At 39.2% G+C, this 17,212-nt stretch carries 11 protein-coding genes and 1 pseudogene; 5 read left to right on the top strand and 7 right to left on the bottom strand.

The window, feature by feature from the left end:
- Positions 1-1,016, bottom strand: a pseudogene (locus tag AN486_RS10545) (sodium:calcium exchanger); the annotation flags it as partial.
- Positions 1,017-1,587: 571 nt separating this feature from the next.
- Positions 1,588-3,780 (bottom strand): cation:proton antiporter, encoded by a 2,193-nt coding sequence (locus AN486_RS10540; protein WP_290600531.1) that lies wholly within the window; start codon positions 3,778-3,780, stop codon positions 1,588-1,590.
- A 743-nt stretch (positions 3,781-4,523) separates the two neighbouring features.
- Here AN486_RS10540 and AN486_RS10535 point away from each other — a divergent pair.
- The gene (locus tag AN486_RS10535; RefSeq protein ID WP_290600536.1) at positions 4,524-6,218 is read left to right on the top strand and encodes an ABC-F family ATP-binding cassette domain-containing protein; all 1,695 of its coding nucleotides are present in this window, start codon (positions 4,524-4,526) and stop codon (positions 6,216-6,218) included.
- A 154-nt stretch (positions 6,219-6,372) separates the two neighbouring features.
- On the opposite strand, the gene AN486_RS10530 is transcribed toward AN486_RS10535, so the two are convergent.
- Positions 6,373-6,993, bottom strand: coding sequence for a Uma2 family endonuclease (locus AN486_RS10530; RefSeq protein WP_053539592.1), 621 nt, complete (start codon positions 6,991-6,993; stop codon positions 6,373-6,375).
- A gap of 110 nt (positions 6,994-7,103) precedes the next feature.
- A complete protein-coding gene (locus tag AN486_RS10525; RefSeq protein ID WP_053539593.1) occupies positions 7,104-7,292 on the bottom strand; it encodes a hypothetical protein in 189 nt (62 codons plus the stop codon).
- Between the two features lie 59 nt (positions 7,293-7,351).
- Here AN486_RS10525 and AN486_RS10520 point away from each other — a divergent pair, with 59 nt between their 5' ends.
- The gene (locus AN486_RS10520; protein WP_234413192.1) at positions 7,352-7,834 is read left to right on the top strand and encodes a hypothetical protein; all 483 of its coding nucleotides are present in this window, start codon (positions 7,352-7,354) and stop codon (positions 7,832-7,834) included.
- A gap of 282 nt (positions 7,835-8,116) precedes the next feature.
- Positions 8,117-8,296, top strand: a complete 180-nt coding sequence (locus tag AN486_RS10515) for a hypothetical protein (RefSeq protein WP_234413193.1) — start codon at positions 8,117-8,119, stop codon at positions 8,294-8,296.
- Between the two features lie 272 nt (positions 8,297-8,568).
- On the opposite strand, the gene AN486_RS10510 is transcribed toward AN486_RS10515, so the two are convergent.
- The gene (locus tag AN486_RS10510; RefSeq protein WP_290600527.1) at positions 8,569-11,142 is read right to left on the bottom strand and encodes a M1 family metallopeptidase; all 2,574 of its coding nucleotides are present in this window, start codon (positions 11,140-11,142) and stop codon (positions 8,569-8,571) included.
- Between the two features lie 628 nt (positions 11,143-11,770).
- Here AN486_RS10510 and AN486_RS10505 point away from each other — a divergent pair.
- A complete protein-coding gene (locus tag AN486_RS10505) occupies positions 11,771-13,429 on the top strand; it encodes a DUF3352 domain-containing protein (protein ID WP_290600525.1) in 1,659 nt (552 codons plus the stop codon).
- 649 nt (positions 13,430-14,078) lie between these two features.
- Here AN486_RS10505 and AN486_RS10500 read toward each other — a convergent pair.
- Positions 14,079-15,293, bottom strand: a complete 1,215-nt coding sequence (locus tag AN486_RS10500; protein WP_168636453.1) for a DUF790 family protein — start codon at positions 15,291-15,293, stop codon at positions 14,079-14,081.
- Positions 15,223-16,779 carry a DEAD/DEAH box helicase family protein gene (locus AN486_RS10495; RefSeq protein WP_168636454.1) on the bottom strand — a complete coding sequence of 519 codons (1,557 nt, stop codon included), beginning with the start codon at positions 16,777-16,779 and terminating at the stop codon, positions 15,223-15,225. Before AN486_RS10495 ends, AN486_RS10500 begins: the two co-directional genes overlap by 71 nt.
- Positions 16,780-17,040: 261 nt before the next feature.
- Between AN486_RS10495 and AN486_RS10490 the strand changes: the two genes are divergently transcribed.
- The gene (locus AN486_RS10490) at positions 17,041-17,208 is read left to right on the top strand and encodes a hypothetical protein (RefSeq protein WP_290600521.1); all 168 of its coding nucleotides are present in this window, start codon (positions 17,041-17,043) and stop codon (positions 17,206-17,208) included.
- Positions 17,209-17,212 lie beyond the last annotated feature (4 nt).

The raw sequence follows: 17,212 nt of genomic DNA, 5'->3' as shown, positions 1-17,212 counted from the left end.
AGATTATCGTTGCCAGTACCACCATTGAGGGTATCATTACCTTCTTGACCATCTAGCTTATCATTTCCCGCAGCGCCGGTAATATTATCGTTACCATCCCTACCATAAATACCCCAACCTTCATTATCAGAAGTGCCAACAATTACATCATCAAAATTTGTGCCTTGAAAACCAGGGTAATCATTAAAGCTTTCAATGGAAGTAAGAGTATCAACTTCAGTGCCAATGGTAATTGTGCCATTACTGGTTGTTGGGTCATAGGTCATCGTTAATCCTGTGGCTCGATTACTGTAATCAGCGTTGTAGTAATCAAAACCTGTACCGCCATTCAGATTATCACTACCTGCATCACTGTAGAGTGTGTCATCTCCTGCATCCCCATTAACGACATCATTGCCATTACCACCATAGAGATCATCGTTGCCAGTACCACCATTGAGGGTATCATTACCGTCCAAACCACTAATAACGTCATTCCCAATAGTTCCTGTAATGGTGTCATTACCTGACGTTTCCGTAAAATTCTGCTGCTCTACCTGAATAACTTCTCCATTTACCGTAATCGTCGCGTGATCATCCTCGGACTTCAAAGCCTGGAAAGTCTGAGTATTCAGACTGTAACCCTGTACCAATTCAGCAAAAATCGCCCCTTCATCTCCAGCGCTATCCGTCTGGTTAATTTTAGCATCTACAAAATGCCCAATTTCCTCTAACAACACCCCACTAATAGCTGCTAAAGAAGCACTAGCAACAAAGGTATTTGATAAATAAATCTTATTCTCACTACTAGCATAAGCGCCATTAGCGCCGCCAAGAATACTACTATCAAGAACTTCTATTTGGGGAAGTTGACTAAAATCCCCAGTTTCCCACTGTAACCGCAGAATTTCCGCAAGGCTGCGGTTATATTGTGTACCAAAAGCAGTATCAAAAACCTGCCAGAAGTTATTTAAACGAGAAAAATATTTAAGTTGATTAGAAGCTAAGGTTAGCGCGGAATTAATTAAAAAGTTCATAAAATAAATGATGTTTTTCGAGGTTTGAACTAAAACAACAGGTTAAATTAAGTAGTAAGACAGAATTAATTACACAATGTCATTGCGTAAGCGTTGCGTGGCGTTAGCCATATGGAACGAAGTGAAATGAAGCAATTCCAAGGGTTGTGATTGCTTCCCTTCGCTCGCAATGACTGTAAATATTTTTGTTCAATTACTTACCACAGTTAACTAACGGTTTGCTATTAAGTAGGAAAAGTATATTACTGTAAAATATTGATATTCTTGTCAAGTCACCAGGGTTACACACCCCTGGCGGTTATACTACCACACTTGAGTAAAGCCTTGCTACAAAGTATCAAAAATATATTGAAATAAACCATTGATTTTATCAATACATACTATAAGAAATAATCTATCATTGCTACTAAACGCGGCATTGGTGAATCAAAATAAGCGACTCGTGCGGTCAAAATTGCATAGATTTTATTTTTTTTGCAAAGGTGCGTTAAAAAGATATGGATAATTTATTTGTTCCGTAACTTATCCATGAATGCAAATTAAAAGCACCTAAGCTCAACCATGAGAATAGTTAGGAATTATGAGTGATTTCTTGGGTATTAACTGCTGGTAGGAGGGCGGTAAGGTGTGAGGTAACTTGACTGTAACGACGGGTAATGAGTAATGAAGAACGACATTGGATGGCGAGTTGATCTGTGTATCTTCCCAGGGTTTGACGTTCTATTCCCCACAGACGGCTAGTACCAACAATGGTTAGATCAACATTTTCTGAGGCAGCAATTACGGATTGGATTGGTTCTGGGGATGTAACGCTTTTGATTTCAATGCGATCGCGCACACTTTGTGGTAATCGCTCAATCATGGCGTTGAGTTCATAACTTAATTCTTCTTGGATGTGAGTGCCTTTAAAGACTTGTAAAACTTGTAAAATACAAGTATCCCGATTAATCAGCATTCTCAAAGCGATAATTAATGCTAAATCGTCATGGATGTTGGCGGAGTAGGGAACTAATAAACTTTCAATGGCGTTGCCTCCCTTATCTACAAATACGGCGACATCTACCGGTGTGGTACTGAGAATTTGTCCGACTCTTCCCCCTAACCGATTGTTGCTAAAAGCTGGACGATGCCAACCGACGAGAACTAAATCTGGTTGTTCAATTTTGGCTATCTGTGCTGTTTCTCTGGCAACATTGCTAGATATGCGAACTATAGGATGGATATAGGAGCGTGTTTCTGGTGGTTCTAGGGTAGCGATTAATTCTTCTAGTTTTTGGCGACGTTCGGCAATAAGTCTGTCGGCTTCCGTTGGGGTACTTTCAAAACCATAGTCTTCTTCGAGTTCAATGAAGCTGAGGGGATAAACCACAGCAGGTTGTCGGTTGTTGACGGCGATCGCAGTTGCCAACTGTAACAAACCTTTTTGGGTAGCGGGATTAGCCACTGGGACTAACATCCGATATTGGGTAATATAAGGTTGGCTGGGGACTGGTACGGCTTCTGCTGGGATTTCAGCTTCTGGTTCAACAACATCTAATCGGATCAGGCGTTTCGGATAAGTAAATTCCAGTAATGGTGAAGTCATGAATGTTGTCACCAAAGCCATAATTACTAACATGGTGAAAAGTAAGGGGGTAATTACGCCTAACTCTAAACCAATGTTCAAGACAATTAACTCGGTTAAACCGCGAGTATTCATTAACCAACCCAGGGCTGATGCTTCGCGTTTGTCAATGCCACTAATTCGAGCGGCTATATAAGCACCAGTAAATTTACCACCAATTGCTACTAATAAAATCAAGGCTGACAATAGCCATAAATGAGGACTGTTAAGCAAACCAATTTGTGTTTTTAAACCACTGTAGGCGAAGAATATTGGTAACAAAAATATAAGGACGAAATCTTCAGTTTTGATCGCTAATTCTCTGACTAACTCTTCATCTTTGGGCATGACTGCCCCTAATAAAAATGCCCCAAAAATTAGGTGAATACCGATAAATTCAGTAATTAAAGCGGAGGAGACAACCCCCATATAAATTACAGCCAGAACGAATTGACTCAACCGCCCAGCCCGACGATGATGTTTACTCAGACGTTTGAGAAACCACCTTCCCACTGTGAACATGAAGCCAATATAAGCAATACTTTCAATAATGGTGAGAATAGCTTGCCCGTCAATGCTACCGTGACGAGCGACAGCGATCGCTACTGCTAAAATACACCAGGCTGTCACATCATCTACTGCCGCACAAGTTAAGGCTAATGTCCCCAAACGAGTTCCCTGTAAGTTATTTTCGGTGATAATTCTCGCCAACACCGGAAAGGCAGTAATTGACATCGCCGCCCCTAAAAATAAGGCAAAGGGGGCAAAATTGACATGATTACTAGAAACTAAGGGATAAAGGACGAAAGACAATACAAAAGCCGAAGCAAAGGGAACAATAATACTGAGATTGGAAATGAGAATGGCAGTTTTTAAGTTACCACTCAGATACTTGGGATTTAATTCCAACCCAATCAGAAACATGAAAAATATTAGCCCTATTTGCGATAAAACATTCAAATAAGGCATGGTTTCTGGTGGAAACAGGCTATGAGCTAAACCAGGAGCAATTAAACCAAATAATGATGGACCAAGCATGATACCAGCGAAAATCTCGCCGATTACCAATGGTTGTTTAATTGCTTTGAATCCCAGTCCCACAAGTCGAGAGAGTCCAATCACAATTAATACTTCAACCAAAACGAGAATAACTGTGTGCATATTTTCCTCATTGACGATAATTTGAGTTCACTATGATAATTTTTGACAAGATAGCAGGAGTCAGGAGTCAGAAGTATCTTACTTTATGGCTTTTATTGTATATTCTGGATCTCATCCAAGTGCATACTGCTATAGTTCAAATTGTCAACATAACTAGATATAAGTAGGTGAACACAATAAAACCAAACTGTGTAAAGAAACGTAAAATCGCCCAAACCCTCTTCACTCTTGCCTCTTGCCTCTTGCCTTTTGCCTTGCCATAACGACAATTTTCAACGCCAACCTACTTATTCTCAACTATTTTTATTAATTCAAGATGTTAATTATTGTTACCTTGCTATCTTGATTATCTCAGAAAATCAGTATTAATTTGTTGTTAAACTGTCAATAAACTTGAGAATTAGCAAGTATAAAACCTAAATCAAGAGAATCAAGTGGTCAGAACCTTTGATTAATAAATTATTTCCGCATAAAAGCTGACAATAAACCATAAATTCTTAAACAGTCCTCTGATTAAAAATTAGAAAAAATGTCTCAGGTGTAACCTAAAATACTTGCCGGCAAATCCTGTCTTTCTTATTCTGTCTTCTTCTGACAAAGGGCGCAGGCCCTGCGCCCCTACCTCCTGAATCGAGGAAAGAATTTAGGTTTATAGCCAAAAAATTGTAAATATGGCGTTAAATTTTGTTAAGATTAGATACGGCGTTAGCTTTGCCCCCTGTCCCCTACCTACGAGACGCTTCATGCTGCGATTAGAACATATCAGTAAAATTTATCCTACAGGCGAAGTTCTTAAAGATGTCAACTGGGAAGTCAAACCAGGAGATCGTATTGGTTTAGTTGGTGTTAACGGTGCGGGAAAATCCACCCAATTGAAAATCATCTCTGGGGAGATTGAACCCACCGCTGGAGAAATTATTCGTCCCGCCAGTCTACATATAGCTTATCTTAACCAAGAATTTGAGGTTGACCCCACTCGTACAGTTAGAGAAGAATTTTGGACTGTATTTAAAGAAGCTAATGAAGTGCAGAAGGCTTTAGCTCATATCCCTCATGAGATGGAAACAGCTAATCCAGAAGAGTTAGATGAGCTAATTCATGAGTTAGATCGGTTACAGCGTCAGTTTGAAGCTTTGGATGGATATAATTTAGACTCACGGATTGGTAAGATATTACCAGAGATGGGATTTCAACTAGAAGATAGCGATCGCCTAGTTAGTGCCTTCTCCGGTGGTTGGCAAATGCGGATGAGTTTAGGAAAAATCCTCCTGCAAAAACCTGACCTATTACTACTGGACGAACCGACAAACCATTTAGATTTAGAAACCATTGAATGGTTAGAAAATTACCTCAGAGGTTTAATTACCCCAATGGTCATAGTTTCCCATGACCGGGAATTTTTAGATCGTCTGTGTAACCAAATCGTTGAAACAGAAAGAGGTGTTTCTGGTTCTTACCTGGGTAATTACTCATCCTACCTGCAACAAAAAGCCGAAAATCAATACGCACAACTCAACGCTTACGAACGTCAACAAAAAGAATTAGAAAAACAACAGGCATTCGTAGAAAAATTCCGTGCCAGTGCTACTCGCAGTACCCAAGCGAAAAGTAGAGAAAAACTACTTGATAAAATTGAACGCATTGAAGCACCGACAGGAGGAATGAGAACCCTACATTTCCGTTTTCCTGATGCCACTCGTAGCGGTAGAGAAGTAGTGGAAATTAAGGACTTAACCCATATTTATGGGGATAAAATTCTGTTTTTATCTGCAAATCTGCTGGTGGAAAGAGGAGACAGAATCGCCTTCCTTGGTCCCAACGGTGCAGGTAAGTCCACACTGTTAAAAATTATGATGGGTGTTGAACCACCCACAGAAGGGATTGTGAAATTAGGTGATCACAACGTGATTCCTGGTTACTTTGAACAAAACCAAGCGGAAGCCTTGGATTTAAATAAAACCGTCATGCAAACCATCCATGACGAAGTTCCCAACTGGACAAACGAAGAAGTCCGCACATTGTTAGGCAGATTCTTATTTACTGGTGATACTGTATTTAAGAAAGTTGCGGCATTGAGTGGAGGTGAAAAGGCTCGATTAGCATTGGCAAAAATGCTATTACGTCCAGCAAATTTAATCATCCTGGATGAGCCTACCAACCACTTAGATATTCCGGCAAAGGAAATGATGGAAGAGGCTTTGCAAAACTATGATGGTACTGTCCTTGTAGTTTCCCACGACCGTTATTTTATCTCCCAAGTAGCTAACAAAATTGTCGAAATTCGTGATGGTGATTTTCATGTTTACTTAGGCGATTATCACTACTATCTCGATAAGAAAGCTGAAGAAAAAGAACTGGCGGAATTGGCAGCAGCAGAAGCCGCAAAAGCCGCTAAAAAAGCCGCTAAATCTGCAAAAGCTGGAGCAAAGCAGAAATAGGTAATGTCGGCGAATGGGTGACTGATTGTGTTTCTGGCTTTCTGTCACCTATTTTTTAATTATGATAATTGAACGCAGATGAACGCAGATAAACACAGATAAATATGGATGATTATTCTGTGCAGTTTCAAAAAAAATTAGTATAAAAGAGAAATTACATAGTAACAATACCCCCGGACGCAAAAACTTGTTTTGCTGTTAATTGCAAGTTGGGAAAGATTGAGGAAAGCAATTGATCATTGTTTTGAAATAATCGCTTTTGATATTCGTCTTCTACTAATGTACAAATTGTAATTGTTGGCAGTTTGATTTTGCCAATATATTCTCTACCACCAATGCCTAAATAATCTACAATCCAATATTCAGGAACAGCTAATAGGGCGTAATCTTCAACTTTGCGAGCATAATCATTTTGCCAGTTTGTGCTGACGACTTCAGCAATTAGTTTAATTGATTTTCCTGATGTAATTACAGGCTCTTTTTGCCATAATGGTTCATTGATTAGTTGGGTTTGGTCTAATACAATCACATCGGGACGAAAGGCTGTGTTTGTTCCCAATAGTTTGATCAAGCAGCGATGGGGGATAAAGTATGGTAAGTCTTGATGATCAATTTCTACATTCAGTTTTCGCCCAATTAATGATGATACCTGTTCATGGGGTCCTGTTGGTTCCATCTCGATTAATTCCCCATCAATAAGTTCATAGCGATCGCTGTCGCCATACTGAGTAATAAATTCATTAGCTGTAATTAGTTTTAGGGGTGATTGTACCATGATTATGTTTCTTGCTGATTAAATAAAGATTATTCTGTCGTTTGGAAACCGCATCTACATAAAGAAAACTTAATTTAACACCCATAAGCATTGCTAAACTTCTACAATACCTATAATATATCTAATGTTATCACTCCCGGTTCGCTCATTTTTTTTGGAGTTCGAGAAATTGCCAAAAAAACAAGAAATCCAGGTGTCGTAATGGTTTTAGCGATTTCCCGAAATTTAGCTTGAACTACCACATCCGGCGCTAAAACTCTATTTTTATGCGATCGCATAAAGTCTGTAGGGTAGTACATTTTTATCAAAGCCGAAAACCCTGATTAAATCGTTCAGCTTTTTTGTAACTCGATTTTAAATGGGCGAACCGGGAGTTATCATCAATGAATCCTCAGTCACCATAAAAACAACCCAAAAGCCAATTTATTTGCAACCAGATGTTATCAGCCGTCGGATTCGGATTGGGCTAATTGCCGAAGGAGAAGCAGAATTGGGTGCAAGTATTCCTTACATTAAACCAGAAGATGGGGGGAAAGTTATTGAAAGAAACAATGAAGGCGCACTCCATACCTTAATTAGACGAGAATTAGAAAATGCTGGATTGCCTGATTGTGATTTTATTCAAAGACATCCATCTATTAAAGAAAGTCAAAAACGGACTTTACGAACTGGACATTCAATTTTAGATATCAAATATCTAGCGCAAATTGTTATTTTGTGGAAACCAGAGGATGTAGACATGATCATCATTGTGGTTGATGCTGATGATAAACTAGAACAAAGACAAATTGATTTAGAACGAGCTTTAAATAAAATTCGTGATAATCATTTAAGTAGGTGAACACAATAAAACCAAACTGTGTAAAGAAATGTAAAATCGCCCAAACCCTCTTCACTCTTGCCTCTTGCATGAGTGCCTTTTGCCTTGCCATAACGACAATTTTCAACACCAACCTACTTAGATATTAACGAAAAACAAATTAGCGATCGCTCTGCGGGAGGTTTAGCAATTAGAAATTTTGAGACTTGGTTACTTGCTGATACCCAAACTGTTTCAACTATTTTAGGTGTAGAGTTAGAAAAACTGGAAAATTTAGAGCATTTAGACAATACAAAGGATATTTTGGAGAATGCAATTTCTCAATCAACGTATTTATCTGAAGATACTAGCAATCAGCGATCGCTACAAATTCGCTGGAACTTAGGTAAACAGATTGATTTGGCAATAATCAAAACTGGCTGTCCACAGGGATATGCTGCTTTTACACAATCTTTACTGGTAGCGACGAAAGCAGTTAAGTAGGTTGGGTTATTGTGTAGGGGTAAAGCAAGAGCTTCATAGGTGTCAACTTAAGCTCAAATCCCTACCACATCTCGTTCCTAGTCTCTGACTAGGAATGCAGTTGATGAGGCTCTGCCTCTAATATCATTGAAGGCAGAGCCTTCTAGAATTCATTCCCAGTCTCGACTGGGAATGAGACGAGTTGAGTTCTTTGCGGGATAGATGTTTTACGTTAAGTTGACACCAATAAGCTTTTGCTTTACCCTCACCTCACTACAATGCCTAAGTCATACTTACTTTGATTTTGCTTCCAGATTTTCCAAACGGCTTTTCAATTCCTGATTTTGCTGTTTGATTTGATCAAGTTCCTCACGTAACTGCTTCAGAGTTTTGTCTGTGCCGATGTTCTTTTGCACCTTACTAACTTCCTCTTCAGCATAGCGACGGACTCGCCCATCTGCGGTTTGATTGGCTAAAGATTGCAAAATACCAATGGCTTTTGGTGTTTCCATTTGTCCCAAGGCTGTTAAAACGGCTACCTGGGTTAAAAAGAAAGTCTCTCTGGCAATTTCCGCTAACCGATCTAAAATCCTTTCTATATTAGCCGGAGTTTGACCAGTGGATATTTTGCCCACTGCGCGAATTGCGGACAGGCGTAATGGTTGCGGTATCCCAGCTTTCGTGTATTCCAGGAGTAAATTTAAAGCCGTTTCTGAAGATTTGAACTCAGCCAAACCAGCTACAGCCCCACTACGGACAACTTCATTCCAACCTGCCCTTTCTTCTAAGACAGATTTAAGTAACTTGATTACCTTGTCTTCATGGGGTTTATCTTCTAAATGCGCTGCTGCTATGGTGGCAATAGTTCGACAAGCCGCAGCTTCTACATAGTAGCTGGCATCGCCATCTTGGACAAAACTTTTCACAGCCTTGTAGCTGTTATGAGTTTTAATTTGTGACAAAGAACTAATTACCGCCCGCCGCACAAAGGGACTAGGATCATTTAATCCAACGACTAAACCATCAAAAGCTTGATCTAGTTGAATTTCTGCGAGTTCTTTGGCAACTTCGACCCGTACACCCCAAAAGGGATCATTTTTCAAAGCTGAGGATAGGGCAAGAGTCGCTTCTAATCCGCCTTTTTTCGCTAAAGCTTCTGCTGCATAAATGCGGGAAATAGGATGAGGATCAAATTCTAATTGGGCTTTTAATTCAGAAATTGGGTATTCTAATTTGACAGTTTTTAAGTAATTATTGCCGACATCAAAGCTAACAAAATCAGGCTTTTGTGTTAAAGGAAAGTAAAAACTTTGTTCTTTTTCATGGACTCGAACTGTAAAAGTTGTGAGTTGGGGATTTTCTTTATATCCAAAACCAATGGGAATCCTGAGATTAAATAAATCCTTACTATCGGCTTTAGCTTGGGTTTGGGTGACAGTCACCTTCGCTAAATTTGCGTCACCATCCCAGGCATAAGCTACTTTAAAGTCAGGATGACCACCACGATAGACATATTGATCAAACAGGAAAGCTAAATTGCGTCCTGTGGCTTTTTCAATTGCTCTTAATAAGTCTATCGTTTCTACAGCTTGGTGAGCGTTGTCCTGGACAAATGTTTGGATAGCTTGCCAAAATAACTCATCGCCCAATTCGGCGCGAATCATGTGATAAACACAAGATCCTTTTTCATAAATGTGGCGATCGTAAAGTTCGATCGCTTCCCGATAAACATGAGTTACCATTGGTCTACGGTAGCGACTACTATCTTCACTGAAATAACTCCGCGCTTCCGACAACCGATAATATGCAGCTTCTTGGTCGCCATATTCCCGTTGGGTCCACATTACCTCCGAATAGGAAGCCATACCTTCCTTAATCCAAGCATGGGACCAATGTTTAATTACCACCAAATCGCCAAACCATTGGTGTGCAAGTTCGTGGACAACCAAACTTTCGGTATTGCGATTATCTAATATTGCCCGTTCATCTAGTAAACAACGGTCAGTGAGGAGAGTCGTGGATGTGTTTTCCATACCTCCAAAAATAAAATCATCTACACAAACCTGGGCATATTTGGGGAAAGCGTAGGGATAACCATACTTTTCGCTCAAAAATTCGATCATTTGGGGAGTTTTGCCCATGCTGCGTTTAGCATCTGCTTCCCGTCCCTTTTCGACGTAATAGGTAACAGCTTTATCATGCCACTCGTCCCGAATTTCGGCAAAATCGCCCACTGCCAATGTCATCAAATAGGTAGGATGAATTTGTTGTTGGGACCAATGGTAGGTTGTGTATTTTGCCTCTTCTACGGTGTCAATGAGTTCACCGTTGGAGATAGCAACTAAGGGTTGAGGAATGCGGACGCGAATTTCTGATGTTGATAACTGTCCAGGGTAATCGAAACAAGGAAACCAATAGCGAGAATCTTCGTCTTCTCCTTGTGTCCAGACTTGGGTGGGTTTGTGGGGGTAGTGTTTGTCTGGTTGGATAAAGTAAATACCCCGTTGGGGTTTTTCGGCGGCGTAGGCGATCGCAATTAACAAACGATGACCAATTTCTGTAGGCTGTGATAGGTAAATACAAAGCTGTTCGCCATCATATTCAAACTTTTGTGTAACTTCGTTTACCTGTACTGACTCAATTTTCAAATTGACAGCATCCAAAGTCAACCTATCAATCCCATTCCGCACTGGCAATAGGCGAATACTACAACTTCCGTAGCAACTTTGGTTCGGGATATCCAAATTCAGATCCAGAAAAATATGTTCTACCTGTCCAGGTCGGTCAGGGTTATAGTGTGGTTTTGCCCCCGGTAATTCAAAACGCTTATGTCCGGTTTTTTCAGTATCAAAATAAAACTGCAACATTTATTATTTCTAGCCTTCTAATCCTAAAACATTTAATGGGATGTAAGTCATACAAATACAGAAGTGTAGCGTAGTATGACATTTTTTGCCTGTTTGATTCTGGTAACGTCGGCACTATCTGAATCTACAGATTGACAAAGCTGATTTATCTACTGTTGTCACACTTAAGAACTTAAGTATGTAACTCTTCTCTGCCTCTGTTCCAGAGGGTATTCATCCGTGATCCATAATTATTGATTACAAATACTACTAATTTTCCATATAGTTTTAGAATAACTGGGAGGTGACAAATTGACTATTGTTTTCAAAGGAATAAAATATCATAGATTTCCGATTATATCAGTAAATACCGTGAAAATAGCGGAAATTAGCGATAAAAAAGAATTCAAACATCAGAATTCATGAGCATTAAGTTTTTTCAGCACTTAATTGTAAACTGTATCTAGGAGTCGAGTATGTCCAACTTTTTTATACTCAATGTGCAATATCCACTGATATCAACGAAACTGACAAAATCCCCAAAATATAGTTCTTTTAATGAATTTTTGCCTAGATAAATTTCCCCAACCACCAATGAGCATTTCATTGAATCTGTTATATCATTTACACCAATAAGGAGTATTTACCAGTGTCTGCAAAAAAACCATCGTTCTTAATCCCTGTAATTGGTACTGCTGTAATTATAGCAGGGGGCATAGCAGCTTATATGTACCTCAAGGGTGGTACGAATAGTTCTAGCCCTTTAGGTAGTGCTAAATTAGTACCTGCAACTGCATTAATGGCAACTTATATTGACACTAATCCTGAATCTTGGAATAAGTTGCAGCAGTTTGGTACACCGGAAGCGCGGAAGTTACTAGGTAAAGAGTTCCAGAACTTCAATCAACAAATGTTGAATGATAGTAAGATATCCTACGAAGCAGATATTAAACCTTGGGTTGGTGGAATGATGATTGCGGTACTACCACCAGAGGCAAAGAAAGTATCTCAGGACAACTTTCGCGCATCCGAAGCACCAAATTATTTGTTGGTGGTCGGGATTAAAGATAAAATAGCTGCTTTGAAATTTGCAAATAAGTTGAAAGACAAAAAAAACGTCAAAATTCAGGAATCTGACTACAAAGGTCAAAAAATTATCGAATCTACAGGTCAAGGTCAACCGACTTATGTAACGGTTGTGAATAATGACTATTTGCTTTTAACATCCAATAAACAAGCTGTAGAAAAAGCGATTGATACCTATAAAGGCGAACCTTCTTTTGTCACTAAAGAAGGTGCAAATGATATTCTGAGCAAAGGTGTGGATGTTAAGAATGGTTTGGCGCAAATTTATGTCCCTGATTATGCCAATATGATTCAACAATTAACGGCATTTAATCCTCAATCTAAACAATTACCCCCACAAACTCTCGCACAAATTAAGCAAGTGAAATCATTAACAGCAGGGGTGGGAATAGATGATGACGGCTTGCGATTAAAAGCAATTGTGAATTTAGATCCCCAACTAAATAAATTCCAATATCAAGCTACTCCCGCCAAGATTGTGGGACAATTTCCTAGTGAAACTTTGGCTTTAACTAGTGGACAAGGTATTAGTAAAAGCTGGGAAACTTTTGTGGAACAATCTAAAGATTATCCCGAATTAAATCAAGGAATTCAACAAGCGCGAACTCAACTAAAAGTCCTGCAAATTGATTTAGATAAAGATATTTTTGGCTGGATGAATGGTGAGTTTGGTTTAGGTGCAATTCAATCTAATCAAGGTTTATTAGCTAATGTGGGTTTTGGAGGTGCGTTAGTATTAGATACGAGCGATCGCAAAACTGCCGAAGCTACCTTCACCAAACTCGATAATTTAGCCAAACAGCAATCTCTCAATGTCGCTCAAAGAAACATTGGTGGTAAAAATGTCACAGAATGGCAAATCCCCCAACAAGGCGCTCTCGTGGCACATGGTTGGCTCAATGATAATACAGCATTTGTGGCTATTGGTGGACCCGTTGCGGAAACACTAGCAAATCGCAAAGGTGCAGCACTTGATCAAAGTGATACCTTTAAAACTGTTACAGGTTCTTTACAAAAACCCAACGGTGGTTATTTCTATTTAGATATGGACAAAACCAAAACCATAATTCAGCGTGTATCCGCTCAAAGTCAACCTTTACCTGCGGACGCTACCGCTATTCTTGATTCTATTCGTGGTGTTGGTGTGACTGTTAATAGTCCTAGTAAATCCATGACTCAAATGGAGATGTTGTTATCTCTTAAATCTGGTAAGGGGAAGTAATATCCTTTATGATTTTTTTTCACGCAGAGGCGCAGAGGCGCAGAGAGTAGTTTGTAGGGTGCGTCAGACCCGATAATTTGGTAAAAAACAGATATCTTCTATCTGACGCACCTTATTCATTAGACATCTAGGTTGGCGTTGAAAATTGTCGTTATGGCAAGGCAAAAGGCAAGAGGCAAGAGGCAAGAGTGAAGAGGGTTTAGGCGATTTTACATTTCTTTACACAGTTTGGTTTTATTGTGTTCACCTACTTAATTGACCAGTTAAAAAAAATAATTAAACTCATAACTTCCGAGTTTGTAGGGTGCGTCAGACCCGATAATTTGGTAAAAAACAGATATCTTCTATCTGACGCACCTTATTCAGCAACGCCAAGATTTCTAGAATAATTGAACGCAGATAAACGCAGATAAACGCAGATAGGAACGGATGAAGATGAATTAATGGATTTGATGATTATATATAATGGACTTCTCCGGTAAAGATTGTAGAGACGTTCCATGGAACGTCTCTACAAGGGGTTCAAACGACGCACATTTAATTTTCGGAGATGTCTATTGTATTGCCTTTTCCCAATTACCAATTACCAATTACCAATTACCCATTACCAGCCTCAACAGATATGATAAGTGTTCAACCGGACATGATATCACTCCATGACGGCTAATACGGATTTTGGTAAGAGTTTTTCTTTAAACCAAATAATTCTGGCGGGTACGTTATCTAGTTTAATTCCAGCTTTTTCTAAGTTCAATCTTTCGGAAATTGCTAAAATTAAGTTATCACAATTAGCCTTTCTAACTTGAGCAAATTTCTTTTGTAAATATTCTGGTCGCCAATAACCAACAATTTCTAATATAAACACTCTTCCGTCTGGATGAACTAGCCGAAAATCGGGAATCATTACACTACCAGGAATGGGAATTAAATCTACTTCTCGTTCTAATATCCAACCACTTTTTAAAGCATCCCATTTACTGGCAAATGATTCCTCTAACATACTATCATAGGGTTTGCCGGGGGGATAGTGGGAAACTAAGCCACATTCTGAATTGAGGGTGAAACGTCCGGTTTTCCATTCGTTTGTGTAAAAATCACGGGTTTTTAAGGTCGCTGATAAACTCCATTTGGTAACATGAAGTAAGGCGGGAATTAGTTTGGCTATGGCTAAACCGTAGCGGGTGCTGGGAGTAAATAAACTTGTCGGTCCATCTACACTAATTGTGAAACCATGATCAGCATCACCTTCAATATAAGCCATTAATTGAAATAGCTTTAAATAACGAAATAAGAGTTTATATTCTCCGGGAACATTGCGATGAGCATTTAATACTAATTGACTAGCTTTATAGAAAATTCCCTGGACTTGAGATAAATTATAACGATGTAAAACTTCTTCTGGTTTAGGAGTATCAAAAGCAGTTAATATTTTATTTTCCGATAAATCAGCATAAAGTCCATTTTTGATTTGAGCAGGTAAAACTTCTTGGTTGAGTTCTTGACTTAAATCATCAGCAATTTTATTTAAAATTATATCAGTTGATTCTCGACTAGCAACGGATTTTGCTGCTAATGCAAATACTTTTGCTCTTAACATGGGTGGTTCGAGGGGACTAACTATTTCAAAGGTGCAAAAACCACTTTTGAGAATATAAGCTAAACCCCGTTTCATCCGGTAATCTGTGGTATCTCCTTCAAAGTCTGCTAATTGACGTTCTAGTAATCCTTGAGTTTTCCCGACTGCTTCCTGAAAGAACTTAATTAATTCAGTCGCTAAACTTAAATGTTTTTGATCAAGTTTCAGTCTTTTTGGGATAATTTCTTCGCCGTTTTGGCGGTGTATCAGTAGGTCTGTTGGTAACATCTTTCTTTTCTGGGGAATAATTAATTTCTAATTGTTCTGCTGCTTTTAAATCCCTTTTATTTCCAGTTCCATAAATAACTTGTAAATTTGCTTTTTGCGGCTTTTCTTCCTGATTGTTATTTTCCCCCCTCCGTCTGGCGGAAGTTCCTTCTTCGCTGGTGTCTTCGGCGATGACTTCATAGAGAATTGCTTGTTTATTTGCTAAATTTCCTTTTCGTAATATTCTCCCTAAACGTTGAATGTATTCCCTGGTTGAACCTGTTCCTGATAAAATAATCGCAATGCTGGCTGCGGGGACATCTACACCTTCATTTAAAACATTAGAAGCAACTAAGGTATTATATTCACCTTCCTTAAATTTAGTTAAAATTTCATGTCTTTCTTTGACTGGAGTTTGATGAGTAATTGCGGGAATTAATAAGTCTTGAGAAATTTGGTAAACTGTAGCATTATCAGCGGTAAAAATTAAAATTCTTTCGGGATAATGGGTAGCTAATAGGTCTACAAGTACCCGGATTTTTCCATCTGTTCCCAATGCGATTTCTTTGGCTTGACGATGTGATAACATTGCTCTGCGTCCAGCTTGAGAACGCGCACTCATTTGCACAAACATCTGCCAACCTTGTAAACTTCCTAAAGATATTTTTGATTGCTTTAAAAAATCATTGCGAGTTTGAATTAACTGATTATATTTTTCTCGTTCTAATTGGGATAATTTAACCTTAATTTGCACAATTTCATGAGCAGCTAAAGCTTTTCCTGCTAAATCTTCAGCGCATTTGCGATAAACTTCTTTACCAATGAGGATATCTAAATCAGCGTGTTTACCATCTGTGCGTTCTGGGGTTGCGGACAGTCCTAACCGATAGGGTGCGATCGCATATTCGGCAATGACTCTGTTAAAGTCTGTAGGTAAATGGTGACATTCATCAAAAATTATTAACGCATATTTATTACCCAAACTTTCTGCATGAATAGCCGCACTATCATAGGTAGCAACTAAAATCGCGGTTCTATCCCGTGAACCACCCCCCAATAAACCCACTTCTGCATCAGGAAAAGCCGCTACTAAATGAGCATACCACTGGTGCATTAAATCCAACGTGGGGACGACAATTAATGTCGTGCGTGGTGTGGCTTGCATCGCCATTTGCGCTAAATAAGTCTTTCCCGCCGCCGTAGGTAACACAACTACTCCCTGTCGTCCTAACCGTTTCCAAGCCGCTAATGCCTCATTTTGGTGGGGATAGGGTGTCATTTCTAAACTAGCAACCAAATCCAAGGGGTAAAAAGCCTTGGCTTCATCAATAAAATCTGTGGCTTCAGCTTGGAGTGCTTCCACTAAGGAACGGTATCTAATTGCGGGAATTCGGAATTTTTCTACCCTATCATCCCAGGTTGCATAGTCTATCCATGTTTTACTTCGTGGTGGTGGGTGTAAAATTAATGTACCACGATCAAAAGTTAATGTCGGGTGACGAGCCATTTATTTTTTCTTAGTCCGGTGACACTGATTTAACTACTCATAACGCAAAATGAGCATGATGACTAATATCAATGTCGGTTCTTCGGTACTTGTTATACTAATTAGCCGAAATTCATAGTATAGAAAAAATTAAGACCATCGGTGATGCTTATATAGTGGTTATCGCCCTTGATGCAATACAATCTAGGGCGCAGACCCTGCGCCCCTACAGGCTTTACAATTAGCTGACTGTATCTCGCTCAAGTGCATACTGCTCGCTATATGGCTGTCGCTAGTTTATCTAATTATCGCAGTGATCATGCTCTAGCGATCGCCAATATGGCATTGGATATGCAAAAATCTGTACTTAAGTTTAATCAAAAAAACCCAATTCCCAATCTCCCAACCTGCAACAGCTACAATGAGAATTGTTGTGATGTTCTCTATTAGCTAA

The sequence above is a fragment of the Anabaena sp. AL93 genome (genome assembly GCF_001672085.1).
Taxonomy (GTDB): Bacteria; Cyanobacteriota; Cyanobacteriia; order Cyanobacteriales; family Nostocaceae; genus Dolichospermum; species Dolichospermum heterosporum.
This window is presented reverse-complemented; position numbering and strand designations above follow the sequence as displayed.

Excerpts from the sequence above, each read along its gene's own strand:
- AN486_RS10540 (WP_290600531.1), bottom strand. The coding sequence starts at position 3,780 with ATGCACACAGTTATTCTCGTTTTGGTTGAAGTATTAATTGTGATTGGA.
- AN486_RS10535 (WP_290600536.1), top strand. The coding sequence starts at position 4,524 with ATGCTGCGATTAGAACATATCAGTAAAATTTATCCTACAGGCGAAGTT.
- AN486_RS10530 (WP_053539592.1), bottom strand. The coding sequence starts at position 6,993 with ATGGTACAATCACCCCTAAAACTAATTACAGCTAATGAATTTATTACT.
- AN486_RS10525 (WP_053539593.1), bottom strand. The coding sequence starts at position 7,292 with ATGTACTACCCTACAGACTTTATGCGATCGCATAAAAATAGAGTTTTA.
- AN486_RS10520 (WP_234413192.1), top strand. The coding sequence starts at position 7,352 with ATGGGCGAACCGGGAGTTATCATCAATGAATCCTCAGTCACCATAAAA.
- AN486_RS10510 (WP_290600527.1), bottom strand. The coding sequence starts at position 11,142 with ATGTTGCAGTTTTATTTTGATACTGAAAAAACCGGACATAAGCGTTTT.
- AN486_RS10500 (WP_168636453.1), bottom strand. The coding sequence starts at position 15,293 with ATGTTACCAACAGACCTACTGATACACCGCCAAAACGGCGAAGAAATT.
- AN486_RS10495 (WP_168636454.1), bottom strand. The coding sequence starts at position 16,779 with ATGGCTCGTCACCCGACATTAACTTTTGATCGTGGTACATTAATTTTA.
- AN486_RS10490 (WP_290600521.1), top strand. The coding sequence starts at position 17,041 with ATGGCTGTCGCTAGTTTATCTAATTATCGCAGTGATCATGCTCTAGCG.